The organism is Limimonas halophila, assembly GCF_900100655.1.
GTDB classification, from domain to species: Bacteria; Pseudomonadota; Alphaproteobacteria; order Kiloniellales; family Rhodovibrionaceae; genus Limimonas; species Limimonas halophila.
Window position 1 is genome coordinate 109,646 of sequence record NZ_FNCE01000005.1, and the last position, 25,543, is coordinate 135,188.

At 68.8% G+C, this 25,543-nt stretch carries 30 protein-coding genes; 17 read left to right on the forward strand and 13 right to left on the reverse strand.

Annotated features, from left to right (window positions below; genetic code table 11):
* The first annotated feature begins 3 nt into the window (after positions 1 to 3).
* Positions 4 to 291 (forward strand): hypothetical protein, encoded by a 288-nt coding sequence (locus BLQ43_RS08405; protein WP_090019709.1) that lies wholly within the window; start codon positions 4 to 6, stop codon positions 289 to 291.
* Positions 288 to 986 (forward strand): class I SAM-dependent methyltransferase, encoded by a 699-nt coding sequence (locus BLQ43_RS08410; RefSeq protein ID WP_090019711.1) that lies wholly within the window; start codon positions 288 to 290, stop codon positions 984 to 986. The genes BLQ43_RS08405 and BLQ43_RS08410 overlap by 4 nt, the downstream gene beginning before the upstream one ends.
* Positions 987 to 991: 5 nt before the next feature.
* Here the strand turns inward: BLQ43_RS08410 and BLQ43_RS08415 are convergent, their stop codons facing one another.
* The 7 genes from BLQ43_RS08415 to BLQ43_RS08445 form a co-directional block, all read right to left on the reverse strand.
* Positions 992 to 1,597, reverse strand: coding sequence for a hypothetical protein (locus BLQ43_RS08415; protein ID WP_143006206.1), 606 nt, complete (start codon positions 1,595 to 1,597; stop codon positions 992 to 994).
* Positions 1,584 to 2,498: a CsgG/HfaB family protein gene (locus tag BLQ43_RS08420; RefSeq protein WP_245659516.1), complete on the reverse strand. Its 915-nt coding sequence runs from the start codon at positions 2,496 to 2,498 to the stop codon at positions 1,584 to 1,586. Before BLQ43_RS08420 ends, BLQ43_RS08415 begins: the two co-directional genes overlap by 14 nt.
* 56 nt (positions 2,499 to 2,554) lie before the next feature.
* On the reverse strand, positions 2,555 to 2,962 hold the full coding sequence (locus BLQ43_RS08425; protein WP_090019715.1) for a curli assembly protein CsgF: 408 nt from the start codon (positions 2,960 to 2,962) through the stop codon (positions 2,555 to 2,557).
* A gap of 27 nt (positions 2,963 to 2,989) precedes the next feature.
* Entirely contained in the window at positions 2,990 to 3,538 is a 549-nt protein-coding gene (locus BLQ43_RS08430; protein ID WP_090019717.1) for a hypothetical protein, read from the reverse strand.
* Positions 3,539 to 3,646: 108 nt separating this feature from the next.
* A complete protein-coding gene (locus BLQ43_RS08435; protein WP_143006207.1) occupies positions 3,647 to 4,453 on the reverse strand; it encodes a hypothetical protein in 807 nt (268 codons plus the stop codon).
* Positions 4,454 to 4,732: 279 nt separating this feature from the next.
* Complete coding sequence (locus BLQ43_RS08440) at positions 4,733 to 5,011, reverse strand: helix-turn-helix transcriptional regulator (protein WP_176758593.1); 279 nt, start codon at positions 5,009 to 5,011, stop codon at positions 4,733 to 4,735.
* Between the two features lie 215 nt (positions 5,012 to 5,226).
* Complete coding sequence (locus BLQ43_RS08445; protein WP_090019723.1) at positions 5,227 to 6,042, reverse strand: ABC transporter permease; 816 nt, start codon at positions 6,040 to 6,042, stop codon at positions 5,227 to 5,229.
* A 68-nt stretch (positions 6,043 to 6,110) separates the two neighbouring features.
* Here BLQ43_RS08445 and BLQ43_RS08450 point away from each other — a divergent pair, with 68 nt between their 5' ends.
* Positions 6,111 to 6,731: a regulatory protein RecX gene (locus BLQ43_RS08450; RefSeq protein ID WP_218119163.1), complete on the forward strand. Its 621-nt coding sequence runs from the start codon at positions 6,111 to 6,113 to the stop codon at positions 6,729 to 6,731.
* Between the two features lie 257 nt (positions 6,732 to 6,988).
* On the forward strand, positions 6,989 to 7,486 hold the full coding sequence (locus BLQ43_RS08455; protein WP_090019725.1) for a GNAT family N-acetyltransferase: 498 nt from the start codon (positions 6,989 to 6,991) through the stop codon (positions 7,484 to 7,486).
* A gap of 6 nt (positions 7,487 to 7,492) precedes the next feature.
* Here BLQ43_RS08455 and pdxY read toward each other — a convergent pair whose 3' ends face one another.
* Positions 7,493 to 8,347 (reverse strand): pyridoxal kinase PdxY, encoded by an 855-nt coding sequence (pdxY, locus tag BLQ43_RS08460; protein WP_143006208.1) that lies wholly within the window; start codon positions 8,345 to 8,347, stop codon positions 7,493 to 7,495.
* A gap of 148 nt (positions 8,348 to 8,495) precedes the next feature.
* Between pdxY and BLQ43_RS08465 the strand changes: the two genes are divergently transcribed.
* The 11 genes from BLQ43_RS08465 to BLQ43_RS14375 all read left to right on the forward strand — a co-directional run bounded on the left by BLQ43_RS08465 (position 8,496) and on the right by BLQ43_RS14375 (position 18,369).
* Positions 8,496 to 9,467, forward strand: coding sequence for a hypothetical protein (locus BLQ43_RS08465; protein ID WP_090019729.1), 972 nt, complete (start codon positions 8,496 to 8,498; stop codon positions 9,465 to 9,467).
* A gap of 89 nt (positions 9,468 to 9,556) precedes the next feature.
* On the forward strand, positions 9,557 to 9,910 hold the full coding sequence (locus BLQ43_RS08470; protein WP_090019731.1) for a cupredoxin domain-containing protein: 354 nt from the start codon (positions 9,557 to 9,559) through the stop codon (positions 9,908 to 9,910).
* A gap of 106 nt (positions 9,911 to 10,016) precedes the next feature.
* Positions 10,017 to 10,973: a hypothetical protein gene (locus BLQ43_RS08475; protein ID WP_090019733.1), complete on the forward strand. Its 957-nt coding sequence runs from the start codon at positions 10,017 to 10,019 to the stop codon at positions 10,971 to 10,973.
* A gap of 163 nt (positions 10,974 to 11,136) precedes the next feature.
* Positions 11,137 to 11,706 carry a carboxymuconolactone decarboxylase family protein gene (locus BLQ43_RS08480; protein ID WP_090019735.1) on the forward strand — a complete coding sequence of 190 codons (570 nt, stop codon included), beginning with the start codon at positions 11,137 to 11,139 and terminating at the stop codon, positions 11,704 to 11,706.
* An 85-nt stretch (positions 11,707 to 11,791) separates the two neighbouring features.
* The gene (locus BLQ43_RS08485) at positions 11,792 to 12,337 is read left to right on the forward strand and encodes a carboxymuconolactone decarboxylase family protein (protein ID WP_176758594.1); all 546 of its coding nucleotides are present in this window, start codon (positions 11,792 to 11,794) and stop codon (positions 12,335 to 12,337) included.
* A 250-nt stretch (positions 12,338 to 12,587) separates the two neighbouring features.
* Positions 12,588 to 12,977, forward strand: coding sequence for a succinate dehydrogenase, cytochrome b556 subunit (sdhC, locus tag BLQ43_RS08490; protein WP_090019740.1), 390 nt, complete (start codon positions 12,588 to 12,590; stop codon positions 12,975 to 12,977).
* Between the two features lie 28 nt (positions 12,978 to 13,005).
* Complete coding sequence (gene sdhD / locus BLQ43_RS08495; protein ID WP_090019742.1) at positions 13,006 to 13,389, forward strand: succinate dehydrogenase, hydrophobic membrane anchor protein; 384 nt, start codon at positions 13,006 to 13,008, stop codon at positions 13,387 to 13,389.
* Between the two features lie 9 nt (positions 13,390 to 13,398).
* Positions 13,399 to 15,261 carry a succinate dehydrogenase flavoprotein subunit gene (sdhA, locus tag BLQ43_RS08500; RefSeq protein ID WP_090019744.1) on the forward strand — a complete coding sequence of 621 codons (1,863 nt, stop codon included), beginning with the start codon at positions 13,399 to 13,401 and terminating at the stop codon, positions 15,259 to 15,261.
* Between the two features lie 47 nt (positions 15,262 to 15,308).
* Positions 15,309 to 16,085 (forward strand): succinate dehydrogenase iron-sulfur subunit, encoded by a 777-nt coding sequence (locus tag BLQ43_RS08505; RefSeq protein ID WP_090019746.1) that lies wholly within the window; start codon positions 15,309 to 15,311, stop codon positions 16,083 to 16,085.
* A gap of 181 nt (positions 16,086 to 16,266) precedes the next feature.
* Positions 16,267 to 17,163 (forward strand): HEPN domain-containing protein, encoded by an 897-nt coding sequence (locus BLQ43_RS14370; protein WP_176758595.1) that lies wholly within the window; start codon positions 16,267 to 16,269, stop codon positions 17,161 to 17,163.
* Positions 17,164 to 17,328: 165 nt separating this feature from the next.
* A complete protein-coding gene (locus BLQ43_RS14375) occupies positions 17,329 to 18,369 on the forward strand; it encodes a hypothetical protein (protein WP_143006210.1) in 1,041 nt (346 codons plus the stop codon).
* A 487-nt stretch (positions 18,370 to 18,856) separates the two neighbouring features.
* Here BLQ43_RS14375 and BLQ43_RS08510 read toward each other — a convergent pair whose 3' ends face one another.
* Complete coding sequence (locus BLQ43_RS08510) at positions 18,857 to 19,627, reverse strand: SDR family NAD(P)-dependent oxidoreductase (RefSeq protein WP_090019748.1); 771 nt, start codon at positions 19,625 to 19,627, stop codon at positions 18,857 to 18,859.
* A 90-nt stretch (positions 19,628 to 19,717) separates the two neighbouring features.
* Positions 19,718 to 20,356 carry an arylesterase gene (locus tag BLQ43_RS08515; RefSeq protein ID WP_090019751.1) on the reverse strand — a complete coding sequence of 213 codons (639 nt, stop codon included), beginning with the start codon at positions 20,354 to 20,356 and terminating at the stop codon, positions 19,718 to 19,720.
* A gap of 139 nt (positions 20,357 to 20,495) precedes the next feature.
* Between BLQ43_RS08515 and BLQ43_RS08520 the strand changes: the two genes are divergently transcribed.
* Entirely contained in the window at positions 20,496 to 21,191 is a 696-nt protein-coding gene (locus BLQ43_RS08520) for an ABC transporter ATP-binding protein (RefSeq protein ID WP_090019753.1), read from the forward strand.
* Positions 21,188 to 23,716, forward strand: coding sequence for an ABC transporter permease (locus BLQ43_RS08525; protein WP_090019755.1), 2,529 nt, complete (start codon positions 21,188 to 21,190; stop codon positions 23,714 to 23,716). The genes BLQ43_RS08520 and BLQ43_RS08525 overlap by 4 nt, the downstream gene beginning before the upstream one ends.
* Positions 23,717 to 23,774: 58 nt before the next feature.
* Here BLQ43_RS08525 and BLQ43_RS08530 read toward each other — a convergent pair whose 3' ends face one another.
* The 3 genes from BLQ43_RS08530 to BLQ43_RS08540 are packed head-to-tail and all read right to left on the reverse strand — an operon-like array spanning position 23,775 to position 25,459.
* Positions 23,775 to 24,410, reverse strand: coding sequence for a hypothetical protein (locus tag BLQ43_RS08530; RefSeq protein ID WP_090019757.1), 636 nt, complete (start codon positions 24,408 to 24,410; stop codon positions 23,775 to 23,777).
* Entirely contained in the window at positions 24,407 to 24,757 is a 351-nt protein-coding gene (locus BLQ43_RS08535) for a hypothetical protein (protein ID WP_090019759.1), read from the reverse strand. The genes BLQ43_RS08530 and BLQ43_RS08535 overlap by 4 nt, the downstream gene beginning before the upstream one ends.
* Positions 24,758 to 24,760: 3 nt before the next feature.
* Entirely contained in the window at positions 24,761 to 25,459 is a 699-nt protein-coding gene (locus BLQ43_RS08540; RefSeq protein WP_090019761.1) for a nucleotide-binding protein, read from the reverse strand.
* Positions 25,460 to 25,543: the final 84 nt, after the last annotated feature.

Sequence of the window (25,543 nt, forward strand, 5' to 3'; positions counted from 1 at the left end):
ATCATGCAAGAGGAGGCGGGCGTGAACGCCACGGTCACGCTCATGGACGACGCCGGATGGAACGAGGAACGCGGCTGCGTCGAGCTCACCGCGATGGTGCGCGACGATAGGGGTAGCCGGCAGCTTCCCGTGGCCGTCAGCGCCGAGGCCCTGGAGCGCAAGGTGCGCACGCCCAGCCGCCCCGATCCGCTGCGCCTGGTGCGGGATTTCGACCGCGAGATCGCGCAGGCCGTGGAGCGCCGCCTCGCCGGCAACCCGCCGGAAGTCGTGCTGACCGCCCGCGATCTGTGAGCGCGCCGCCCGACCCCCGCGACACGGCCGAGATCGTCCGCGACGCGCTGCCCGCGACGGCCGGGCCGGTCGCCGACATCGGCTGCGGGCGCGGCGCGCTGGCGCGCTCGCTGGCGGGAACGGGCCGGTGCGTGCTGGCGCTCGATCCGCAGGCGGCGGCGTTGGCGCACGTGCGGACCGGCGATGGCGATGGCCCGGTCCAGCCGCTGGCGGCGGGCGGCGAGGCGCTGCCGCTGGCGGATCGCTGTCTCGCGGCGGCGGTCTACGCCAACGCGCTGCACCACGTGCCCCTCGCCAAGCAGAACCGCGCGGTGGCCGAGGCCGCGCGCGTGCTCGCGCCGGGCGGGCGGCTGATCGCGATCGAGCCGTTGCCCGAAGGCCCGCTGTTCGCGGTGGTGCGGCTGGTGGAAGACGAAACCGCCGTGCGCCGCGCCGCCAACGCGGTGCTCGACGCGGCCGTGCACGGCGCACCCTGGCGCTGCATCTCGGACACCACCGTCACCCGGCCCGTGCACCAGGCTTCCTTCGCCGCGTTCCGCGAGCACATCCTGGCGGTTGATCCCGCGCGGGCCGAGCGCCTTGCCGCCGTCGAGGACGCGCTGCGCGCCACCTTCGATCGCCTGGCCCGGCCCGCCGCCGAGGGCGTGTGGCTCGACCAGCCCACCCGCGTCGCGGTGCTGGAGCGGGTGGTTTAACCCCGCTACCGGAAGGGCACCGGCACCGACCCCTTGGGGGCGAGAGTGCGGCGGCGCCGTTCGGCTTCGGCGGCCACGGCCCGGGCGTAGTCTTCCAGGATCGAGCGGTCGAAGAGGCTGGCGACGGCCGCTTCGCCGTCGGTGCAGTCGGCGTCCAGGATCTGGTGGTGGCGGACCGTGGTGCGCTCCCACCGCCGGTAGCCGGGCTGGCGCACCCCCGGCGTCCCGTTGGCCGCCGTCAGGCGCTCGAACAGCGCGGCGCAGGCGACGGCGGGGCCGTAGCGTTCCTCGGTGACGCGGTAGAGCCGCCGGTCGTCGGTGAAGGTGAGCGTCACCTCCCGCGTCAGCTCGGGATCGATGGTCTGGCGCTGGCCGCGCAGGATGGGCACGGGCGGGGTCACCGCCTCGCTCACGCCGGGCTGAACCACCAATTCCGGGAAGCGGTCGCGCAGCGCCGTCAGGGACTCCCCGACCTGTGCGCCCGCCAGGCGAAGGGGGTCGGTGACGGTGCCGGGCGGGGGCGGCAGCTCGCCGGTCCCGGCGGCGAGGAAGGACGGCGCCGCCAGGATCAGCGCCGCCGCCACGCGCGGGGCGAGGCTAGTCGCGAGCATCCGCGGCCTTCTTCATGGCGAGCAGGTTGTTGAGATTGCCCGCCTTGGCGCGGCGGTAGGTGTCCAGCAGGGGCTCGGCGGCGGCCTTGTCCTTGAAGTGCCAGACGCTGCGCGTGGCGCCTTCCATGATCAGCGCGTAGACCGCCAGCTCGATGGCCTGGCGCACCGCCAGGGCCGGGCGCTCGTTGCGCGAGGCCCCGGCTTCCAGCTCCAGGATCTCGTCCACGCCGACGAAGGTGAAGACGCTGGCGTCCAGCAGCACGGAGTAGACCGTCTTGGTGGTGCTGACCGAGGCGATGACCTCGCCGGACCGGACGCTGACCGCGCGCATCGCGACCGAGACCACGTCCCGGCGGTACTGCGTCGAGGCGCCCACCCCCAGGAAGCGCGCGCCGGCGCCGCCCGTCACGACATCGGAGTCGTAGCCGACCACGCCGCCTTCGATGATGATGCCGGCGAACTTCAGCGGGTTGAGCGGCTGCGCCCGGGTGCCCTGGTACTCCTCGCGCGTGCCGCGGATGACCTGGCGCTCGCGCAGCAGGTTCTGCAGCCCGCGCCGCTCGGCGACGTGGAACCACTGGCCCCCGCCTGCGCGGTAGAGCGCGTCCACCACCATCTCGGCGCCGCCCTGGGTGACGGCGCGGGAATATTCCGCGAAGTTCTGGTTGGGCTTGTGCTGGCCGGTGCGGTCGGCGAACTCGTAGACGGCGGCAAAGACCTTGCTGGACGGCGCGGGAAGCTGCTCCAGCGACTGCCCGGCCGGGGTCATGTTCTCCAGGCGCGAGGCCTTGGCGAAGGGGTCGGTCATGGGGGTGGCGGCGCAGGCGCCGAGCGTTAGCGCGAGAACGAGCGCGGCCGGACGCACGGCGCGGCGGAGCGCGCGCGGGAAAGCGGAGGTCATGGCTGTGCCCCTTCGTGGCTTGGTGTTGCGACCCGCAGCGGCGCCGGGCCGCGCGGTCAGAACTGCGGGGCCGGCAGCGTGATCGAGGTCTCGCTGGCGCCGTCGGTCAGGTTGATGAGCACCTCGTCGCCGATGCGCTCAAAGTTGATCGTGGTGCCCCCAACCTCGAACTGGCCGCTGTCCTGCGGGTTCTCGCCGAAGATCGCCCCGGTGATGTCGCGCGCGACCTCGGACAGCAGGCGGCGCTCCAGGTCGGCGGTGAAGTCGGCGATGGGATCGCGCTGGAAGCTGCGGCGGGATTCCTCGAACTGCTTTTGCTGCTGCGCCGTGGCGAGCAGGTGGTCGCTGTTGAAGGGGTTGCCCCCGAACGAGGGGTTGATGGGCCGGTAGGTGAGCGGGCTGGCGCCCGCGCTGCCGGCGATCAGCAGTGCGGCCAGGGCGGCGGCGAAGGCGGTGCGGGTCATGGGTCGTCTCCCGTTCGGGGGTGGTCGTCAGTTCTGCCGGACCACGAGACCCGCGGGCTGCGGGCCGGTGTGGTCGATTTCGATGCGCTTGCCGGCGCCGCGCTGGATCGTCGCAATGGCGGAGCCGTCGCCCGCGATCGTGAGGATCGCCTCGTGGTCGCGGCCCGCCTGGTCGGTCAGGGCGCGGTTGGCGTTGCCTTCGATGGTGACTTCGGAAACGTGGCCGCTGCCGCGCTGAAGCTGCGCGGTCCGGTTGCCGCGTCCGGCGGCCACCAGCACGGAGGCGTTGGTGCTGCCGTCCTGCACCACGAAGGCGGCGTTGCCGGGCGCGGCCGGCGGCAGCTGGGTGAAGACCGCCGGCAACGGGCCGCTCGGGTCGAAGGCTTCGCCCAGTTCCGGCGAGAACGGCTGGCCCTGCTGCGGGATGGTCACGCCGCTGGGCAGCTCGATCTGCTCGATCCCGGCCTGGCCGGGGGGCTGCCCGCTGTTGCCGGGTTGGGCCTGGGCGCCCGGCGCCAGCGCCAGAGCGAGCGCCGCCGCGGGGATCAGGGCCAGGGTGCGAATGCGTGCGGTCATGGGGGTGTCCTCGAAGGGCGCCCGCCTGGAAGAAGGCGGGCGCCGGGGATCGCGGCACGTCGGGGAAGCTGCCGGCCCGCGGCGGCTGCCGCGGGCCGGCCGCCACGATCAGTTGCCCTGCGGGACGGTCACACCCTGGATGTTGGTGTGGGTGTTGCCGCTTCCGGTCTGGGTCACGACGGCCGTGTCGCCGCCGCTCTGGTAGGAGGCCAGGATGTTGTCGTTGCCGCGCTGGAAGCCGTCGAGCATGTTGCCGCCGTTGAGCTGCACCGAGGCGAAGGTGTTGCGGTTGCCGACCTGGTCGCCTTTCAGGGTGTTGCCGCTGCCGGTCTGCTTCGCCAGCAGGGCGTTGTAGACGCCGGACTGCGAGAAGGCGTTGACGATGCTCTCGCCGCCGCCGGTGCCCTCGACCCGGTTGTTGTTGCCGTCCTGAAGCACGTTGGCGAAGTTCCCGCCGCTGCGGCTGTCGCGCTCGTTGCCGGAGTTCACCGAAGCGTAGTTGTTATCGCCGAGCTGGCGCACGCGGGTGTTGGCTTCGGCCACGTCGTTGAAGGCGCCGCCCAGGCCGGGGAAGCTGCTGGTCGTGCTCGCGCCGTTGCCGTTCAGGGTGTCGGTCGTGCCGTCGACGATGGCCTGGTTCAGGTTGCCGACGTTGGCGCCGGCGTTGTTGCCGGAGGTGACGGACCACTTGCCGTTGTCGTCGCCGACCTGATCGATGGCGAAGGTGTTGGTGTTGCCGTCCTGGATGTTCGGCGCGCTCGCCGTGCCGGCAACATTGCCCGCCCCGGCCTGAATGACGGTAGAGTTGTTGGTGTTGCCGTTCTGGTCGGTGTTCTGCTCGTTCGACGCATGGGAAGCGGAGCCGAAAGCGAAGATCGCCGCGACACTCACAGCGGTAAGGAGAGTCTTCTTCATCGTTGGCATCCTTACTTTGGCGGCGCGCCGGTTGCTGGGATCGGATTGGTGCGCGCCTCGTGAACGCATATTTGGCGATTGCGCCCGCCGCCGCGCCTCCAAAATTGGGGGGATTTTCGAAAAAATTTATATTCCGTTACCGGACGCGGGCCCAAGCCCCGGCCGTTCACGCTGAACGGGTGTCCCGGGGGGCGTAAGAAAAGCCCGCTCCGGCGGGCGGAGCGGGCGGTGGCGGCCTTCGCTTGGTAACAGCGTGGGGTTCTGGTCGCGGTCGGCCGCTCAGCGCGCCTCGGCGTGCATGATCAGCCGCACGAGCTCGACCTGGCGGTGGATGTCCAGCTTGGAAAACACGTTTTTCAAGTGCCAGCGGGCGGTGCTTTCTTGGATGCCCAGGTCGCGCGCCGCATCGCGGATGACGTGACCCTCGCCGACGAGGGTGCCGATTCGCGCCTCTTGCCGCGTCAGCCCATAGGTTTCGCGCAGCTGCGCAATGGCCCGCTCGCGGCTCTGCTCAATGTCTGCGTTGGTCGGCTGGTGCTGATAGCTGATCCCGTCCACGACGGTCCCCCTTCCACCCCGCGCGGGCCAAGCGCGGATGGTGTCCCGGCAGTGCCGTGACGCGCACCCGCCGGCCCGCTTCCGTACGTCCCTCGGCGCCGCGGCGTGGGGACGTACCGTGACAAACTCGGATCGAAAGTATGCCAGATTTTAGATACGAAAAGTACCTCGTCCGGACCACCCTGCGCGTCCAGGGTGCAGGGAGGGCGGACGCGTCAGGCCTTCAGCTTGTAGCCCGTGACCATCATCCGGTGCGCGACCAGCAAAAGCGCGGCGTCCACGACCAGCACCATCACCGCGCCGACAAGCGGGTCGCCGTCGGCATGGCCGATGAAGCCGTAGCGCATCCCGTCGATCATGTAGAAGAACGGGTCCAGATACGCCGCGATGTGCCACGACTCGGGCAGGCGGTCGATCGTGTAGAAGGTACCCGACAGGAAGCTCAATGGGGTGATGACGAAGTTCTGCACCGCCGCCACGTGGTCGAACTTGTCCGCCCAGATGCCCCCGATCAGCCCCACCAGCGACAGCATCAGCGCCGCCATGACGGCGAAATAGACGATCGCCGCCAGGTTGTGCACGGGAATGTCGACAAAGGGCAGCAGCGCCACCCACACGGCCGCCGCCACGATCACGCCACGCGTCACGCCCCCCAGCGCGTAGCCCAGCGTCAGTTCCGCCGGCGACAACGGCGGCATCAGCACGTCGACGATGTTGCCCTGCACCTTCGAGATCAGCAGCGACGACGAGGTGTTGGCGAAGGCGTTCTGCACCAGGGTCATCATCATCAGCCCCGGCGCCAGGAACACCTCGTAGGGCACGCCGCCCGCCGTCTCCATCGCCCGGCCGAGGGCCAGGTTGAAGATGGCGAAAAAGATCAGCGCCGTGATCATCGGCGCCAGGACGGTCTGCATCCCCACGTTGAGGAAGCGCAGCACTTCCTTGCGGTACAGCGTCCAGAAGCCGCGCCAGTTGACGCGGCCCATCGTGCGCGGGCGCGGACAGGTGGTGCCGGCGGTGTTGAGGGTCATGGGGTGCCACCTAGCGGCTGTGCAGCCGCGAAACAAGGCAGGCTGGCTGCGCTGCACGCATGCGTGTCATGTTCGCGCCCGTCATGACCGACGATTCCGCCCCACCGACCCAGCGCAAACAACGCGGCGGCCCGCGCAAGGCCACGCCCGAGCGCCTGGAAAAGGCCGCGTGGCACTATCTGGAGCGCTACGCCACCTCCGCCGCCAACCTGCGCCGCGTCCTCCTGCGCCGCGTGCAGCGCTCCGCGCAGTGGCACGGCACCGATCCCGACGAGGGCGCCGAGGCCGTGAACGCGATCGTTGCGAAGCTGCAACGGTTGGGTCTGCTGGACGACGCCGCCTACGCCGAGGGGCGCGCGGTTACGCTCCACCGCGCCGGTCACGGGGCGCAGGCCATCCGCGCCCGCCTGTGGCAGAAGGGCGTGGACGCCGACACCATCGAGCACGCCCTGGAGCGCCTGCGCGAGGAGGCCGCCGACCCCGAACTCGGCGCCGCGCTGCGCTACGCCCGCAAGCGCAAGCTCGGCCCCTACCGCGCCACCGGCCGCGACGCCAACCGCGAGCGCGACCTCGCCGCCCTCTGCCGCAAGGGCTTCGGCCCCGAAATCGCCCGCACCATCGTCGACACCGACGACCGCGCCGCCCTGGAAGCCGAAGCCGACATCCAACCGGGACCCCTAGAAAACTGAAGCCAGTTTTATCGCTTTTGTCACTCGACACCGGCGTTGCGTCGAGATGGACGGGTCTCTCACGACCAAGGATGATCCTTGGACCAAGACTGAGTCTTGGAACCATCTGTCACGCGACACCTGTGTCGATCCGCGAGGGAATGGGGCGTTTCCGAGCGGTTGGGGAAGGGAAGCGCTGGATTGCACGATCGGGGGCTTGCACCGACGCTGGCGGGGCGAGCGCCACCAAGTCCCTCACGGAACCGCACGAGCCGAGCATGCGCAACCCCATCATCCGGCCGGCCGAGGCCGCCGACGCCGACGCCATCTGGGCCATCATCGACCCCGTCGTCCGCGCCGGGGACACCTACGCGCTGGCGCCCGACATCGCGCGCGAGGACGCGCTCGCCTACTGGCACGCGCCGGGCAACCGGGTGTTCTTGGCCGAGATCGGGGGCGAGGTGCTCGGCACCTACGTCCTGCGCGCCAACGCGCGCGGCCACGGCGACCACGTCGCCAACTGCGCCTACATGACGGCCCGCGCGGCCCAGGGGCGGGGCATCGCCAGCGCCATGTGCCGGGATTCCCTCGACCGCGCCCGCGCCCACGGCTTCCGCGCCATGCAGTTCAACTTCGTCGTCGCCACCAACACCCGCGCCATCGCGCTGTGGCAGCATTTCGGCTTCGAGATCGTGGGCACGCTCCCCGGCGCCTTCCGCCACCCCGAGCACGGCTTCGTCGACGCCCACGTCATGTACCGCTGGCTGGACGGTTAATCGGGGTCAGCCCTTGTCCAAAACGATGCGCTCGGCGTTCCGGCGCGGGGCGGCCAGCGCGTCCTGCGCCTGCACCAGCGTGAGTTCCCGGCGGCCCGCGTCCCGCGTCGCCAGCAGCACCTCATGCACCGCATCCGCCGCGGCGAGCAGTGCATCGGCGAGCGCCGCCCCGCGCACCAGCCAGCCCGTGACCAGCCCCGCCAGCAGGTCGCCCGCCCCGTTCGGCGCCACGGCAAAACGCAGGTGGGGCACGCGCACGGCCCAGGCCGCGTCCGCCGTGGCCGCCAGCATCTCCACGCTGTCGCCGTCGGTGGGCAGCGAGGTCGCGAGCACCATGCGCGGCCCGCACGCCAGCAGGGCGCGGGCGGCCGTCAGTGCCTCGGCGCGGCTCCCCACCGGCAGGCCCGTCAGCTCGCCCAGTTCGAAGCCGTTGGGCGTGACCAGATCGGCCCGCGGCACCAGCCGCTCGGCCACGGCGTCGGCGACGGTGTCGGCCACGTAGCGGCCCGGCCCGGGGTCGCCCATGATGGGGTCCACCACCGCCAGCGCGCCGGGGCGCGCCGCCCGCACCCGTTGGACGGCGGCCGCGATGGGTTCGGCCTGCGCCGCGGTCCCGAGATAGCCCGCGAGCACGGCGTCGCAGCCGTCGAGCACGCCCAGGTCCGCCAGGCCGTCGGTCAGCGCCGCGATCTCGCCGGCCTCGGTGGCGCCGCCGGTGCAGGCGCCGTGGCCGGGGTGGTTGGACAGGCGCACGGTATCGATCTGCCAGGCTTCCACGCCCAGCCGCCGCAGCCCGAAGGCGGCGGCGTCGTTGCCGACGTGGCCGTAGACGACGTGCGAATGGATCGACAGCACGGGCATGGCGCGGCGGTCCGTGATGATGCGGGAACGCGTGCGGCGGGCGGGCACGCGGGATGACACGGTGTCAAAACCCCGTGAGGCCCAGTTTACACGCGCACGGATATTGTCTCACCTCAACCGTGGAAACCAACCGATAGGGAGGCGGACGATGACGTTCGACACCACGCGCCGGATCGCCGGCGCCGCGGTCGCGGCCGCGGGTGTGCTCGCGCTTGCGGCGTGCAGCAGCACCCAGGCCGGCAACAGCGACGGCAACGCGAAGCAGCCGGACATCACCGTCAAGCAGGACAGCGGCAAGGTCACCTACTGGGTGATGCCGGGGCCGCGCAAGCTCGGCGAGGAGGTCTTCGGCACGCCCGAGAACCCGAAGATGACCCTGGCTCCGAAGCTGAAGAAGGCCAAGGAGACCAAGGGCCCGCCGAGCGTGCCGCAGCTCCTCAAGGATCTGCCGACGCTGGTGGGCGTGCCCGAGAAGGCGCGTTCCAAGGGGCCTGACGGCGGCCAGATCCTGAAGGCGCCCACACCCTTCTCCGACGACGGCCGCATCATCCAGGGCAGCTTCAAGAGCAAGCTCTACGACAACATCAACGAGGACCCGCCGGGCCCGCCGGGCAAGACGCCGGACACGGCCACGATGGAGGCGGAGTTCACCGACCCGCAGGGCAACGAGTACCGCGTGGTGCTCGACCACGTCGTCAAGCCGCCTTTCCCGGGCTACGAGACCGACGGCGGCGTGTTCCTGGACGGCTACCTGCACGGGACCACCGGCATCGGCTCGCCGCTCATGCCCCAGGTGTGGACGATCGCCGCCTGGTGGGGCGTGGGTGAACTCTACGTCAACGGCGAGCTGGTCAACGACCACCGCGTGATGCACCTGATGACCACCGAGGTCGTGCGCGACAACAACTACAAGCTCGCGCAGCAGGCGGATCTGCCGCTGGCCCCGGAGAACTGGCTGGTGAAGGGGCAGCCGCACCACACCCACCTGATCCTGCCGCCGATCCAGGGCACCAAGAAGGGCCCGGTGTTCGATCCGGTTGAGAGCGCGTTCGAGCTGCCGAACGGCAAGAACCAGCCGTTCATCCACGTGATGTTCGAGCAGGACACGATCGTCCGCTAACAGCGTGATCGCCGGGCGCGTCCGCTTCGGCCGGCGCGCCCGGCCCCCCGCTTTCCCGCACATGCCGAGTTGTTTGACGGAGGATCGCCATGAATCGCACGATCCGCACGGGCCTGCGCGTCCTGGCCGGCGCCGGTGTGGCCGCCGCGCTCGCCACCCCCGCGGCCGCGCAGAAGACGGTCACGGTGGTGGGCAAGGAGTTCAAGTTCGAGCCCAGCACGGTCGAGCTGGAGGCCGGCGAGACGCTGGTCATCAAATTCAAGAACCAGGGCGCCCTGAGCCACAACCTGACCTTCAAGAAGCTCGACGCCGACACCGGCACGATCCAGACGGACGGCACCGAAACCATCCGCGTGCAGCCGGAGCCCGGCACCTACACCTTCGTCTGCACCGTGCCGGGCCACGAAGCCGCCGGCATGACGGGCACCCTGAAGGTGCAATAGCCGCAATCGTGCCATCGCCATCGTGGACCGCGCCCCGTCGTGGTATCCCGAACGGTGCCGCGGGGGTGTGCCCCGCGGCGACCGTGGACGGGAAGGGAGGTTCACGATGGGCCGTTTCACCCGCGCCATCCGCGCCGCCGCGCTGTTTGGCGTTGCCCTGGCGGTGGGCCCGGCGCTGGCGGCCGAGGGAGACGAGCGCGGCACGCCGCGGCAGCCCCCGGCCCCGCAGCAGGGGTACCTGGACGCGCACAGCGATCTGCAGGAGCCCAAGACCCTGCTCGGCGGCGCGCTGAACGTCCGCATCGAACAGGACGGCGGCGTCGTCTTCGTCCAGCTGCCGGACGAGCGCGAGCTGGACACGCACGTCTTCGGCGTGCCGGGCGCGCCGCGCGCGCACGGCGGGACCCCCGTCATCAACGGCCTGCCGCCGCGTCTGCGCGAGGAGGCGGACGGCGACTACACCGTCACCACCGAGAAGACGCCCTACGGCGACAAGCACACCACGATGCTCGGGGATTCGCTCACCCTCCGGGCGCACGACGAAACCGCCACCGACGCGGCCGTCACGCGGGACAGCGTGGAGATGACGGCGTCCTGGCGCGATCAGGACGGCAACACCTACACCGTCACCTGCTGCGAGCGCATGGCCGCGCACGGGCTTGAGTTCCCGACCTTCGGCGGCGTCGTCACCAACCACCTGCTGCACGGCTTCACGCGCCTGGGCACGCCGCTGATGCCCACGCAGTTCGCGCATCTGGCGTTCTGGGGCATGGGCGAGGTGCGCTACAACGACCAGCCGGTGGCGAAGCCGCACTTGGTCCACGGCATGCTCACGGAGTACGTGCGCCAGCAGGGCTACAAGCTCGCCCAGGACCATCAGGTGCGCCCGGCGCAGGACCTGCACTTCCACCTGATGGTGCCGCCCATGAAGGCGCTGCCGGAGAAGGGCGTCTACGAGCACGAACCCGTGCCCACCGGCTTCCGCATGCCGGACGGCAAGATGCTGCCCTTCTGGCACGTCATGTTCGAGCAACTCAAGTACACCGCGGAGCGGGGCGGCTGACGCCCGCCGCGCTGCCGAGCCCTGGGCCGCTCACGCATTTTTGAGGGCCGCCACGGTGCACGCGCCGGGACCGGCGTCCCACATGCCGGCGTGAGCCAAACGGCGCGCGACGATGCGTGCCGAAATCTGGACCGATCAGTTCAAAACCCGATGGGAGGGAGCCATGAGCGCCCCGAAGAACGGCTTTCAGCTGCACACCAAGGACACCGCGCCCGCCGACTCCAAGCCGCTGATGGAGAAGGTGGAGCAGGGCTACGGCTTCGTGCCCAACTTCTTCGGCGTCATCTCGGAGTCCCCCGCCGCGGCGGAGGCCTACATGACGCTGAACCAGATCTTCACCGGCAAGTCCTCGCTCTCGGCGGCGGACGTGCAGGTGGTGCTGCTGACCATCAGCCAGCACAACAAGTGCAACTACTGCGTCGCCGCGCACACCGCCTCGGCCGAGCGCACCGGCCTGGACGCGGGCACCATCCAGGCGCTGCGCGAGGGCCGCAACCTGCCGGACGCCAAGCAGGACGCGCTCGCCACCTTCACCCGCAAGCTGATCGACAAGAACGGCTGGGTCAGCGAGGACGACGTCCAGACCTTCCTCGACGCGGGCTACACGCGCCAGAACCTGCTGGACGTGATCCTCGGGCTGTCGATGAAGACGCTGTCCAACTACGTGAACCACATCGCCGAGACGCCCGTGGACGGGCCGCTGGCCGACAAGGCGCTCGACAAGGCCAGCTGAATTCGGGACCCTCATACCCCCGCCGCGCGAGACGCGCGGCGGGGTTTTTTCTGCCCGCCGAACACACGGTTGTATGGAGGACCGGATGAGCTATCTGCGCTCGAACCCCAGCGCGACCCTCATCGACGCCATGGGCATGGTGCCGGATGTCGCCGCGCCGCTGCACGAGTTCGCCGAGGCCGCGATGCGCGGCGACGCGCCGCTGTCGGCGATCGACCGCGAGCTGATCGCCGCCCGCGTCTCCCACGCCAACGGCTGCGAATTCTGCCGCGATTCCCACGGCGCCGCGGTACACGAGCTGGGCGGCGACCCGCAGACCGTGCAGGACGTCATCCACGCCGGAACGCCGCAGAGCCGCCCCGATCTGGCGCCGCTGCTCGCCTACATCGACAAGCTCAACGCCGCCCCGAGTTCCATCACCCAGGCCGATGTCGACGCCGTGCTCGACGCGGGCTGGTCGGAACAGGCACTGACCTACGCCATCCTGTCCTGCGGCTACTTCAACCTGATGAACCGCTGGGTCGAGGGCCTGGGCATCCCCAGCGACGACGCCACGGTGCGCATGGCCGGGCGCATGCTCGCCGAGCAGGGCTACCAGGGCATCGCGTCGATGCTGAAGTCCGCAGCGTGAGGCCTTTTGCGGCGGCCGGCACGGCCGCCGCGGCCTTTTCCGGTTCGATAGCGGCACGCAACTTGCTGCCCTCGTGAAGCTTTTGCAAAACAACGTGTGCCATCCCCCTCGAAGTTCGGCGGCTGGCGCGTTACGCTGCGGTGCAAACGACAACCGGCGGGCGGGTGACGCCCGTCGGGGCCCGGCGCCCGAGCGCGGGCGACCACACCGGTCGAACACGGGGCCGGCCGAACACAGGGAGAGACGGATCGTGACCACGCGCAGCGAGCGTCCGCTTTCACCGCATCTGCAGGTCTACCGGCCGCAGCTCACCTCGGCGCTGTCCATCTTCCACCGCATCACCGGCGTGTTCCTGGCGCTGGGCACGCTGCTGCTGACGGCGTGGCTGGTCGCGGCTGCCTCGGGACCGCACGCCTTCGCCGCCGTGCAGGGCTTCATCGGCTCCATCCTGGGCTACCTGCTGCTGCTCGGCTGGTCGGCGGCGCTGTTCTACCACTTGGCCAACGGCATCCGGCACCTCTTCTGGGACGCCGGCTACGGCTTCGAGTTGGTGAACGCCTACCGCAGCGGCTACGCGGTGCTGGCCGCGACGGCCGTGCTCACGCTCGCCGCCTGGGTGGCCGGGCTCATTCTTCAATGACGGGGACGTCCGCAAGGGAGACGGGGCGATGAAGGCGATGCGCACGCCGGCCGCGCGCGTTCGCGGCCTGGGCTCGGCGAAGACGGGCACGCAGCACTGGTGGGCGCAGCGGCTGAGCGCGCTGGCGCTGATCCCGCTGGTGCTGTGGTTCGTCGCCTCGGTGGTGACGATGGCGGGCGCGGACTACACGGTGTTCCGCGCCTGGGCGGGCTCGCCCGTGGTCGCCGGGCTGCTGCTGCTGCTCATCGTTGCGACCTTCTATCACGGCTATCTGGGTTTGCAGGTGGTGGTCGAGGACTATGTCCACCATGAGGCCTGGAAACTGGGCACCCTGCTGTTCCTGAAAGCAGCGAGCATCGTGCTCGCGCTGACCGGGGTGCTGGCCGTGTTGAGCATCTTGTTCGGCGGGTAAGGAATCGCGATGGCCAAGCGGCACACAGACGGCAACGGCGCGAACGGCGGCGGGGCGAACGGCAACGGCGCGCCGGGCGCGCTCGGGCAGGCCTATCCCATCGTCGACCACGAATACGACGTGGTCGTGGTTGGCGCCGGCGGCTCGGGCCTGCGGGCGACGCTGGGGCTGGCGGAATCGGGCCTGCGCACGGCCTGCATCTCCAAGGTCTTCCCCACGCGCAGCCACACCGTCGCGGCGCAGGGCGGCATCTCGGCCGCGCTCGGCAACATGGGCGAGGATGACTGGCGCTGGCACATGTACGACACCGTGAAGGGGTCGGACTGGCTGGGCGACCAGGACGCCATCGAGCACATGACCAAGGAGGCCATCCCGGCCATCATCGAGCTCGAGCACTACGGCGTCCCCTTCTCGCGCACCGAAAGCGGGCACATCTACCAGCGCCCCTTCGGCGGCATGACGACGCACTACGGCAAGGGCACGGCCCAGCGCACCTGCGCCGCCGCCGACCGAACCGGCCACGCCATGCTACACACGCTCTACCAGCAGGCGCTGCGCCAGCACGCCGAGTTCTTCATCGAGTACTTCGCCCTCGACCTCATCATGGACGAGGGTGAGTGCCGCGGCGTCATCGCCTGGAACCTGGACGACGGCACGATCCACCGCTTCCGCGCGCATCAGGTCATCCTGGCGACGGGCGGCTATGGGCGCGCCTTCTTCTCCTGCACCAGCGCCCACACCTGCACGGGTGACGGCAACGGCATGGTGCTGCGCGCCGGCCTGCCGTTGCAGGACATGGAGTTCGTGCAGTTCCACCCGACCGGGGTGTTCGGCGCCGGCTGCCTCATCACCGAGGGCGTGCGCGGCGAGGGCGGCTACCTCACCAACGCCGAGGGCGAGCGCTTCATGGAGCGCTACGCGCCCTCAACGCTCGACCTCGCCAGCCGCGACGTCGTCTCGCGCGCGATGACGGTGGAGATCAACGAGGGCCGCGGCTGCGGGCCGCAGAAGGACCACATCCACCTCAACCTTATGCACCTCGACCCCGAGGTCATCGATCAGCGCCTGCCCGGCATCGCGGAAACGGCGAAGATCTTCGCCGGCGTGGACGTGAAGCAGGAGCCCATCCCGGTGCTGCCGACGTGCCACTACAACATGGGCGGCATCCCCACGAACTATCAGGGCGAGGTGCTGACCAAGCTGAACGGCAACCCGGACAGCGTGGTCCCCGGCCTCATGGCCGTGGGCGAGGCGGCGTGCGTCTCCGTCCACGGCGCCAACCGGCTGGGCTCCAACTCCCTGCTGGACCTCGTGGTGTTCGGGCGCTCGGCGGCTCAGCGCGCGGCGGAGAAGACCGCGCGCGGCGAGGCGCACAAGCCGCTGCCCTCGGATCAGGCCGAGCCGACGCTGTCGCGCCTGGACGGCTTCCGCAACGCCCAGGGCGGCACGCCCACAGCCGAGCTGCGCCTGGAGATGCAGAAGACGATGCAGAGCAACTGCGCCGTCTTTCGCACCGGCGACATCCTGGCCGAGGGCAAGACCAAGCTGGGCCAGTGCTGGAACAAGCGCGGCGACATCTCGGTCACCGACCGCTCGATGATCTGGAACTCGGACCTCGTGGAGACGCTGGAGCTGGACAACCTGCTCTCGCAGGCGATGGTGACCGTGGCCTCCGCGGAAGCGCGCACCGAAAGCCGCGGCGCCCACGCGCGCGAGGACTATCCCGAGCGCGACGACGACAATTGGATGAAGCACACGATCGGCTGGCTGGATCAGGAGAAGGGCACGGTCACGCTCGACGAGCGGCCTGTCCACATGCAGCCGCTGAGCAACCAGGTGCAGCACATCCCGCCCAAGGCGCGCGTCTACTAAGACGCCGCCGAGGGGCGCACGGAAGAACAGGAACGGGCGAGGCGAGCATGGTCGAATTCGCGCTGCCGCGGAACTCGAAGGTCAAGGAAGGCAAGACCTGGCCGGCGCCGGCGAACGCCACGCGCCCCAAGACGTTCCGCATCTACCGCTGGGACCCGGATTCCGGCGACAACCCGCGCGTCGACAAATACACCATCGACCTGGATGACTGCCGGCCGATGGTTCTCGACGCCGTCATCAAGATCAAGAACGAGATCGACCCCACGCTCACCTTCCGCCGCTCCTGCCGCGAGGGCGTGTGCGGCTCCTGCGCCTTCAACATCAACGGGCGCAACACCCTGGCCTGCATCACGCCGATCGAGGAAACCGACCGCGACGTGAAGATCTACCCGCTGCCGCACATGCCGGTGATCAAGGATCTCGTCCCGGACCTCACGGACGCCTACGCGCAGTACGCCGCGATCGAGCCGTGGCTGAAAACCGACACCCCCGCGCCCCAGCGCGAGCGCCTGCAATCGCCCGAGGACCGCGCCAAGCTCGACGGCCTGTGGGAGTGCATCCTGTGCTTCTGCTGCACCACCTCCTGCCCGAGCTACTGGTGGAACGGCGACAAATACCTCGGCCCCGCCGTGCTGCTCCAGGCCTACCGCTGGATCGCCGACAGCCGCGACGAATACACCGGCGAGCGCCTGGACGAACTGGAAGACCCCTTCCGCCTCTACCGCTGCCACACCATCATGAACTGCACCCGCACCTGCCCCAAACACCTGAACCCCGCCAAGGCCATCTCGAACATCAAGCAATTGATGGTCGAGAGAACCTGAGGGCAGGCTGAAACATGAGGATGTTTCATCCCGTCAGTCAGTCGACACCGGCGTCTGGCTGAGATGAAGGTGCCTATCTTGGGAAAGGTATCGATAATGTGCATTGTGAAATGCGCGACTTTGCGCCGATCATAGATACTTAATTGGGTTAAAAGTTTTTCTGTGTTGGGTTTTCGGCATGATGTCCTCTGCTGATTCTTTCCATCGTTGGACTCCACGGCTCGAACAGTCACGTGCACGCATTCGGTTCGAGCAATATCATAATGAGTTGAACAATATGTATTGGGCGTCAGTGTCCGCATCAGAATTCGCGGACTATAAAGCACGCCATGCCGACCAAGTTTCGAACGCGCATGATATCTTTTGCGTGTCTGGAGGAAACGCCCGCCGAGTCCCGCGCGATATCGACAACTGGAGAGCAAGTTTCAGCAATTTCAAGAAATGGCTAAGACTGTCATGCTTGGTCATGGCCCACTCATATTTTGAAACATATATGAGGAATATTATATCATTAGCACTTTACTCTGATCCTGGGATTCATTTCAATAAACCAAAATTAATTGATGGGATAAATCTCGTTAAATATGGCGGTTCTTTAGATGTTGAAGATTCCGTCAAGAGGCTCGTCAAAGGAGCCTGGGAAGATCGGATTATGAATTATGAAGCTCTATTCTCGAGAGCTCCTGATAAAGTTAAGAATAACCAAGAGAAGCTTGATGAATTAAGAAAGAAAAGAAACCGAGTGGCGCATCATTTTGGTAGGATGGAAAACGTAACTGATAAGCTAATCGATATTGAAAGCGGAAGTGCTGAAGGAATAAGCGAGGAAAACCTTAAGCGTGCGCTAGAATTATTTGGTGCCTTGGTCGCCGATTTTGACCAACAGCTAATGGAGAATCACATTGGTTCTTTTGAAGATATTTGGAACTTTTGCGAATTCAAGAACGAGTTTTGGCGGCGCTATGGTAGAACAACAATCGAGCCGGCAGAGTTCAAAAACGAGCTTTATAGAAAAACAAAAATTCGACCTAATATTTCATATTGCCGTCATCTTATCGCATATTATGAATCAATCTAATTGAACTCGACGCAACGACGTGCCGCATAAGGCTGCATGCTGACTCAACGCCGGCTCCCTAACGATCTATAGGTACGAGAAGGTGCCGTGCTGCGTGGGCCGTGCCTTCCTAGCGTCCTACCCGTCGCTTGCCAACTCCTGCGTGTGCATGCCACATGTGCCAGCATGTCGCGCTGGTCATTTATCGTCTTTTGGTTTCTCGCCGGGGCGCTCGGCACTGCTGGCTCGTTCGGCTGTCCGGTAACCTGGGCCGAGCTTTCCGGAATGTTCGAGGTCTCATGGGTGCCGCTGGGTATCGTGGCCGCCGCCCTGCTTCTTCTCGGCGTCGGCATCTGGGGAGATTCCGAACACTCTCGTGCATATGGAAACCCTGATGTCGATGCCAGTGGTGCCAATGCATCGCGATCTTCAAACGGAAATGCTCAAGCCTTGCCGCGGCCTTGGTGGCAATGGAAGCTTGCTCTTGTGTGTCGCAGCCTCGTCCCGGCTGGGCCGAAACACATCGGCTGGGCTGTTGGTTTGGCCGCCTCTGGTGGGTTCGCGGTTGTCCTTATTCCGCCGGTGATGCGGGAGCCCAACCAATGGCAACAGGCGATTGGAGCAGTGATTGGGTTTCTTGGCCTTGCCGCCGCGGCGCTTTTGAATGCGAAGTTTGAGCGGCAGCGTGATGATCGAAACGACGCCAAGCATGCTGATGCGATCAGGCAGGTTTTTATGGCGGAGTTGTTCCGTTTACAGGAGATGGAACGGAATATATACGATCCTGGACTGGATATAGATAAAGAGAATACGCCAATCGAAGAGTACAGAAGACGCTTACAAGAGGCTATTTCTGAATGGTTGCGCAACCTTAACACCCCTATTTACAAACAGTATCAAGATCGACTAGATTCATTATCGGCTATAGAATGCAAATATGTATTGGAATTTTATAACTTTCTCGAAAAAGCGAGGCGGTCGGTCAATGAATGTAAGCAAAATATAAAAACTCTGGACAAGCAAAACTACACAGAACAGGAGAACCGAAAAGCCTTAAACGAATTATATAATGAAATATTGACAAGTTCCATATTTGATCGTGCGAAAGAAACTCGAAATAAAATCGAAGAAAATGGGAGAGAAATAGTACCAATGACAACGCAGTATGCGATGGATGTTTTTCCAAATCCTAACCAGAAGGGCGAGTCTGCGACGTCAGAGCAATAGGCCGGCCTCGCGCGCCATAAGGCGTGTATGCCGCCGAGCGTGCGGCGCCTTGCGGCCCGTTGGGCCGCGAAGGTACCTGACAGTTGAGGAAGGTACCTGACAATCGAGCCATTGGGCTCCGCCGCCGGACTCGTCATTGCAAGACCCCGATCTTGCAATCCAGCCAATCCGCGCGGTCGCGCTTCGGAAGCTGCCGGACCGTGTTCCGACCCAAGGGCCTGACCGACCCCACCAACCGCGAAGCCGTCGGTGTGCGGCGCCTTGCGGCCCGATGGGCCGCGAAGGCGCCCGACAAGCCGGGCGTCCGCTGACCGGTCACGCTGGACAAGCCCCCAGGTCCCAAGACAGCCGCAGCCGTCGCGTTTGGATGGCGTCCATACGCAGACCGGGCCTGTTGACAGGCCCCCAGTTCCCTAGACCGTAGCGGGCGGTAGAGATGTGTCTGCATGCGCTTCCTGACAGACACCATGGAACAAGTGTTGTTCCCTCACTGGGCCGTGTAGCCGCCGTCGATGACGAGTTCGCTGCCGGTCATGAACTTGGCGTCGTCGGAGGCGAGGAAGGCGATGCCGGCGGCAATGTCCTCGGGCTCGCCGACGTGGCCGATGGGGTGGCGGGAGTCCAGCTCCTTGCGGAACGCCTCGACGCCCTGGGGCGAGTTCTTGCCCAGGTCCTCGACCAGCGGCGTCCAGATGAAGCCGGGGTGGACGGAGTTCACGCGGATCTTGTCCTTGGCGTAGAAGAGGGCGTCGGTCTTGGTCATCTCGCGCACGGCGCCCTTGGAGGCGTGGTAGGGCGGGATGTCGCGCGCGCCGATGATGCCGTAGATCGAGGACAGGTTGATGATGCTGCCGCCGCCATTGGCGCGCATGTGCCCGACGGCGTGCTTGGTGCAGTAGAAGACGCCGTTGACGTTCACGTTGATGACGGTGTTCCAGTCCTCGGCGCTGATTTCGTGCGGCTCGGCGTTGATGCCGGCGATGCCGGCGTTGTTGACCATCGTGTCCAGGCGGCCCCAGGTGTCCACCACCTCGGCGAGGACGCGGGCGACGGCATTCTCGTCGGTGACGTCGAGGCGCCAGTAGGCGGCCGTGCCGCCGGCCTTCTCGATGGCGTCCACGACCTGCCGGCCGGCGTCGTCGGCCACGTCGGTGACGGCGACCTTGGCGCCCTCGCGCGCCAGGCGCTCGCAGGCGGCGGCGCCGATGCCCTTCGCGCCGCCGGTGACGACGGCGACTTGGCCGGTAAGGCGGTTCATGGCGGACCTCCATTCGGTGTGACGCGGCGAGCCTGCCCGCGATGCTGCACCGCGGCATTGATGCAGCGCAACTACCCCGAATGGCGGAGGTCAGCTTCCGGACGCGTCCCGCGCCCGCGCCAGCAGCTTTTTCACCTTGGGCAGCATGTTCTCGACGATGACGCGCACGCCCTCGGCGTTGGGGTGGATGCCGTCATCCTGGTTCAGCGCCGGCTTTTGCGCCACGCCCTTGAGGAAGAAGGGATAGAAGACGGCGCCGTGCTTCTCCGCCAGCTCGGGATAGATGGCATCGAAGCGCGCGACGTAGTTCTCGCCCAGGTTGCGCGGCGCCTTCATCCCGGCCAGCAGCGTCGGCAGGTCCTGTTCGGTCAGCCGGCCCAGGATGGCGTCCAGGTTGCGGCGCGTGACGGCGGGATCGATGCCGCGCAGGGCGTCGTTGGCGCCCAGCACCACGATCACGGCATCCGTGCGCGGGCGCACCACCCAATCCAGGCGCGAGCGTCCGGCTTCCGTGGTGTCGCCGGAGCTGCCCGCGTTGGTGACGCGCACCGCGTGCCCGGCTTCGCGCAGCGCCGCTTCCAGCTGGTCGGGAAAGGTCTTGCCCTCGGCCAGGCCGTAGCCGTGGACGAGGCTGTCGCCGAAGGCGAGCAGGCGCAGCGGCTCGGCGGCGGCCGGGGCAGCGGCCAGGAGCGCCAGCGCGGCGGCTAGGACGGCGAGCGGGCGACGCATTGGTTCGACTCCATCGGGTGAGATGCGAAGGATTTCGGCGTGCGCCGGTTGCGCGGCAAGACGGCGCGGGTTCATTGATCGCGCGCGCCGTGCGCCAACATCCCTGTCCGGCGCCGTCATCCACCACGCGAGTCCCGCGATGATCGATCTCGACACCGTGCATCTGACGCTGCCCAGCCAGGCCGGGCCGGTCCACATCCTCAAGGGCATCGACCTGCGCGTGGACGGGGGCGAAACCGTCAGCGTCGTCGGCCCCTCGGGCTCCGGCAAGTCGTCGATGATGATGATCGTGGGCGGGCTGGAACGCCAGACGGCCGGGTTCGTCCACGTGGCGGACCACGACCTCTCGGCGCTGGACGAGGACGGCCTCGCGCGCTTCCGGCGCGAGAACGTCGGCATCGTGTTTCAGGACTTCCACCTCATCCCGACGATGACGGCGTTGGAAAACGTCGCCATGCCGCTGGAGTTCGCGGGCCGGCGCGACGCCTTCGACCGCGCGGCGGACGCGCTGGACCAGGCGGGCCTGGGCGCGCGGCTGTCCCACTATCCCGGCCAGCTTTCGGGCGGCGAGCAGCAGCGCACCGCCCTGGCGCGCGCCTTCGCCACGCGCCCCAAGCTGCTCCTGGCCGACGAGCCCACGGGCAACCTGGACGGCGCGACCGGCGAACACGTCATGCAGCTCCTGTTCGGCCTGTGCCGCGACCACGGCTCGACGCTGATGCTCATCACCCACGACATGAGCCTCGCCGGGCGCTGCGACCGCACCGTGGAGCTGGTGGACGGCACCATCCGCGCGGACCGCCGGGCGGCGACGGCGGCGCGGGCGACGGCATGACGGACACGCTCCGGCTCGCCCTGCGCCTGGCCCGGCGCGAGCTGCGCGGCGGCCTGCGCGGCTTCTGGATCTTTCTGGGCTGCCTGCTGCTGGGCGTGGCGGCGATCGCGGGCGTGGGCTCGCTGTCGCAGGCCATGCTCACGGGCATCGCCAACGACGGCCGCGCGCTGCTGGGCGGCGAGGTCGCCATCCGCACGATCCACGCGCCCGCCAGCGAGACGCAGCGGGCGTGGCTGGACCGGGAAGCCGAGCGCCTGTCGCAAACGGCGGAGCTGCGCGCCATGGCGCGCGCGCCAGGGGCGGGCCAGCAGACGCTGGTGGAGCTGAAGGCCGTCGACGACGCCTATCCGCTGTTCGGCGCGGCGCGAACGCAGCCCGAGCAACCGCTCGACGCGGCGCTGGCCGAGCGCGACGGGGCCTGGGGCGCGCTGGTGGCGCCCACGCTGGCCCGCCGCCTGGAGCTTACCCCCGGCGACAGATTGCGCATCGGCGACCGCGCCTACCGCGTGCGCGGGGAGCTGACGCGCGAACCCGACCGCGCGGCGCAGGCGTTCACGCTCGGCCCGCGTGTGCTGGTCCACCGCGCCAGCCTGGACGGCAGCGGGCTGGTGCAGGAGGGCAGCCTCGTCTACCACCACTACCGCCTCGACCTCCCGGCGGGCACGGACCCCGCGGCGTGGCGGGACAAGCTGGCCGCGCAGTTTCCCGACGCGGGCTGGCGCGTGCGCGGGCTGGACAGCGCCGCGCCCGGCCTGACGCGCTTCGTCGACCGCGTCACGCTCTTCATGACGCTGGTGGGGCTGACGGCGCTGCTGGTCGGCGGCGTGGGCGTGGCGAACGCGGTGCGCGCCTACCTGGACGGCAAGCGGGCCACGATCGCCACCTTCAAGTGCGTGGGCGCGCCGGCGCGGCTGGTGTTCGCCACCTATCTGGCGCAGGTGCTGGCGCTGGCGGGCGTGGGGATCGCGCTAGGACTGGTGCTCGGCGGCGCGCTGCCGGCGATCGCCAGGCCGCTGCTGGCGGGCACGCTCAACTTTGAGATCGCGGGCGGCATCTACCCGCAGCCGCTGGCCGTGGCGGCGCTCTTCGGTGTGCTGACCACGCTGGCCTTCGCGTTGTGGCCGCTGGCGCGCGCCCAGGGCATCCCGGCCGCCGCGCTCTTCCGCGACGTCGTGGCGGAACGCGCCGCGCGCCCGCCGGGGTGGGCGCTGGCGGCCATCGGCGCGGCCGGGGCGGCGCTCGCCGGGCTGGCGGTGTGGACGGCCGACGACCGCCTGTTCGCGCTCGGCTTCGTGGCCGGCGCGGCGGGCGCGCTGCTGGCGTTCCGATTGGCGGCGGCGGGTGTCGTTGCGCTGGCGAAACGGGTTCCGCGCGCGCGGCGGCCGGGGTTGCGGCTGGCGGTAGCGAACCTGCACCGCCCCGGCGCACCGACCGGCAGCGTCGTCACCTCGCTGGGGCTGGGGCTGACGGTGCTGGTCGCCATCGCGCTGATCGACGGCAACCTGACGCGTCAGGTGACGCAGCAGATGCCGAAGGACGCGCCCGCCTACTACTTCATCGACATCCAGCCGGACCAGCTCGACCCCTTCAAGGCAACGGCGCGCGGCGTCGAGGGCGTGCGCGAGGTCCAGGCCGTGCCCATGCTGCGCGGGCGCATCGTCAAGGTGAACGGCACGCGCGTCCCCGAACTGACCATCCCCGAGGACGTGCAGTGGATGTTCGACGGCGACCGCGGCGTCACCTGGGCGCGCGAGGTGCCGTCGAACAGCCGCGTCGTGCGCGGGCAGTGGTGGGACCGCGATCATTCGGGCCGGCAGCTCGTCTCCATCGACGCCGAGCTGGGCCGCGCCATGCAGTTGGCACCCGGCGACACCCTGACGATCAACCTGCTCGGCCGGAACGTCGAGGCGGAGATCGCCAACTGGCGCGAAATCGACTGGGAGGGCCTGGGCATCAACTTCGTCATGGTGTTCTCGCCCGGCGTGGTGTCCCAGGCGCCGCAGAGCTACCTCGCCACCGCCAAGGCGCCGCCCCAGCAGGAGGCCGCGCTGGAAAGCGCCGTGGCGGAGGGCTTCCCCAACGTCTCCGCCATCCGCACGCGCGAGGTGCTGAACCGCGTCTCCGAGCTGCTCGGCAAGGTGGCGCTGGCGGTGCGCGCCACGGCCTCGATCACGCTGCTGGCGGGGACGCTGGTGCTGGCCGGGGCGGTCGCGGCGGGGCACCGGCGGCGCATCTACGACGCCGTGGTGCTCAAGGTGTTGGGCGCCACGCGGCGCAACGTGACCGTGGCCTTTCTGCTGGAATACGGCCTGCTTGGACTCGTCACCGCCGCCATCGCCTCGGTCATTGGTAGCGTTGCCGCGTGGGTGGTGATGACCCGGGTGATGGACGGCGACTTCGTGATGATGCCGGGCGTGGTGGCCGCGACCGCCGTGGCCGCGACGGCCGTGACCCTCGTGGTCGGCTACGCCGGCACCGACCGCGCCCTGCGCCAGAAGGCGGCGCCGCTGCTGCGCAACGAATAGCCCTGGGCCGCCACTTGGAAATGGTCCGAGCCCGCCCGGCGAAACCGGCCGACCGGCCTCAGCGCTTGCGGGTGACGGCGAGCAGCACGTAGGCGGCGCTGCCGCGGCGTTGCCCATCGGTGTCGCCGTCCGCCGCGAAGGGCGCGGCGGCGGCGGCGTAGGCGCGCTGGCGCCGGCGCACGCGGAAGCTGGCCGAGGTTGTCGTGGGGACCGCCCGGTCGGCCGCGGCGCGCGCGACCTCCATCAGCCAGGTGCTGACCTCGGAGAAGGGATCGTCGGCGAGCGGATGGTCCAGCCCGCCGGCCGCTTCCGCGGGCTCGTAGACGCGCGCGATGTCCAGCGCGCCGTCCGGCGCGGCGCGGAAGAGCACGGCATACGGCCATTGATCCGCGACCACCGCGGGTTCGATCCCCCGCACGTTGGGGAGTGGACCGCCGCCCAGGCTGCGCCAGTACTGCCGCAGCGAGCGGTAGCGGGGGGCCTCGGCCGCGCCCCGGCCCGTCTCGGGCGCGGCCGCGCCCGTCCCGGCTGGGTGGGGTGCGCTCTCGTTGGCCGGCGCGGTCGCGGTCCCGGCTTCGGCCGGCGGATGCGCGGTGCTGGCGGCCCGGCGCGCCCGGCCGCCGCGCACGATCGCCACGCCCAGCAGCGAGGCCGGCTCCTCGGGCGCGGCCGCGTCGTCGGTCGGGCCGGTCATGACGCCGCCTCCTGCCCATCCGGCGCCTCGCTGTCCGCGCGCAGGCAGGCGCAGACGCTTTCCAGCGCCGCCAGGCGGTCGTCCAGGCTCTCGGTCAGCAGCGCCTGCATCGAGCAGTTCAGGTGCGCGGCGGCGATGCGCAGGCGCCGATGGCGCACCGGGTCCAGGCGCAGGGTCAGGCGCGCGCGCTTGCCGGACGTCCGGCCGCTCTCGGGCGCGGGCGCGACGGCCGCCGGGGGCGGCGTGTTCCGCGTGGCGGGGCGGTTGACGGTCGCGGGCTGTGCCGCACCCTTGCGCGCGAGCAGCGTGGCGTCGAGGGAGCCGGCCTTGAGCGCGGGGTCCTGCATGGCTCACGCCTCCGTCCCGGCCGGGGTCAGCGGGGTCTTCGCGGGCTCCTCGCGGGCGCCGGTGAGCACGGTTTCCCGGCGCTCCCCGCGCAAGCGGTTGGCGAGGTAGCTCCACAGTTCGGCGACCTCGCGCGCCGAGCGCGAGCTGGCGTCGAGGTCCGCCGCCGTGCGCCCGTCGATCATGCTGGCGGCGAAGTCGTTGCGCTGGTGGATCGTGGCGGGGGCGACCGTGCCGTGCTGCGACAGCGCGACCGCCGCCTCCCCGGTGATGCGCGCGCGCATCTTGCCGGCGTTGACGACGAAGACGAGCGGCTTGCCGGCGCCTTCCACGAGGTCGACCGTGGCGCCCGCCGCGCGCAGGTCGTGCGGGCTGGGGCGCGTGGGCACCACCACCAGATCGGACAGCCGGATCACGCTCTCGATCGTGTCGGTGATCGCGGGCGGGGTGTCCACGACCAGCAGATCCACGCCCGCCGTCGCCAGCGCCGTGAGGTCGCGCTGCAGCGTCTCCATCACCGTCTCGGCGAACTCCGGCGTCGGGTCGGCGCGGGCGTTCCACCAGTCGCTCAGGCTGCCCTGCGGGTCGGTGTCGATCACCGCGACGCGGCCGAAGCCGCTGCGCGCGGCCTGCACCGCGAGGTGCCCGGCGAGCGTGGTCTTGCCGGACCCGCCCTTCTGCGAGGCGAGCGTCAACACGTGCATGGCGGTCCTCTCTTCCGGTCGCGCCGGCGGTTGCCTGTCGTGCGCGGCTTTCTCCCGAAATCCGGGTGACCATCCGGATTGCGT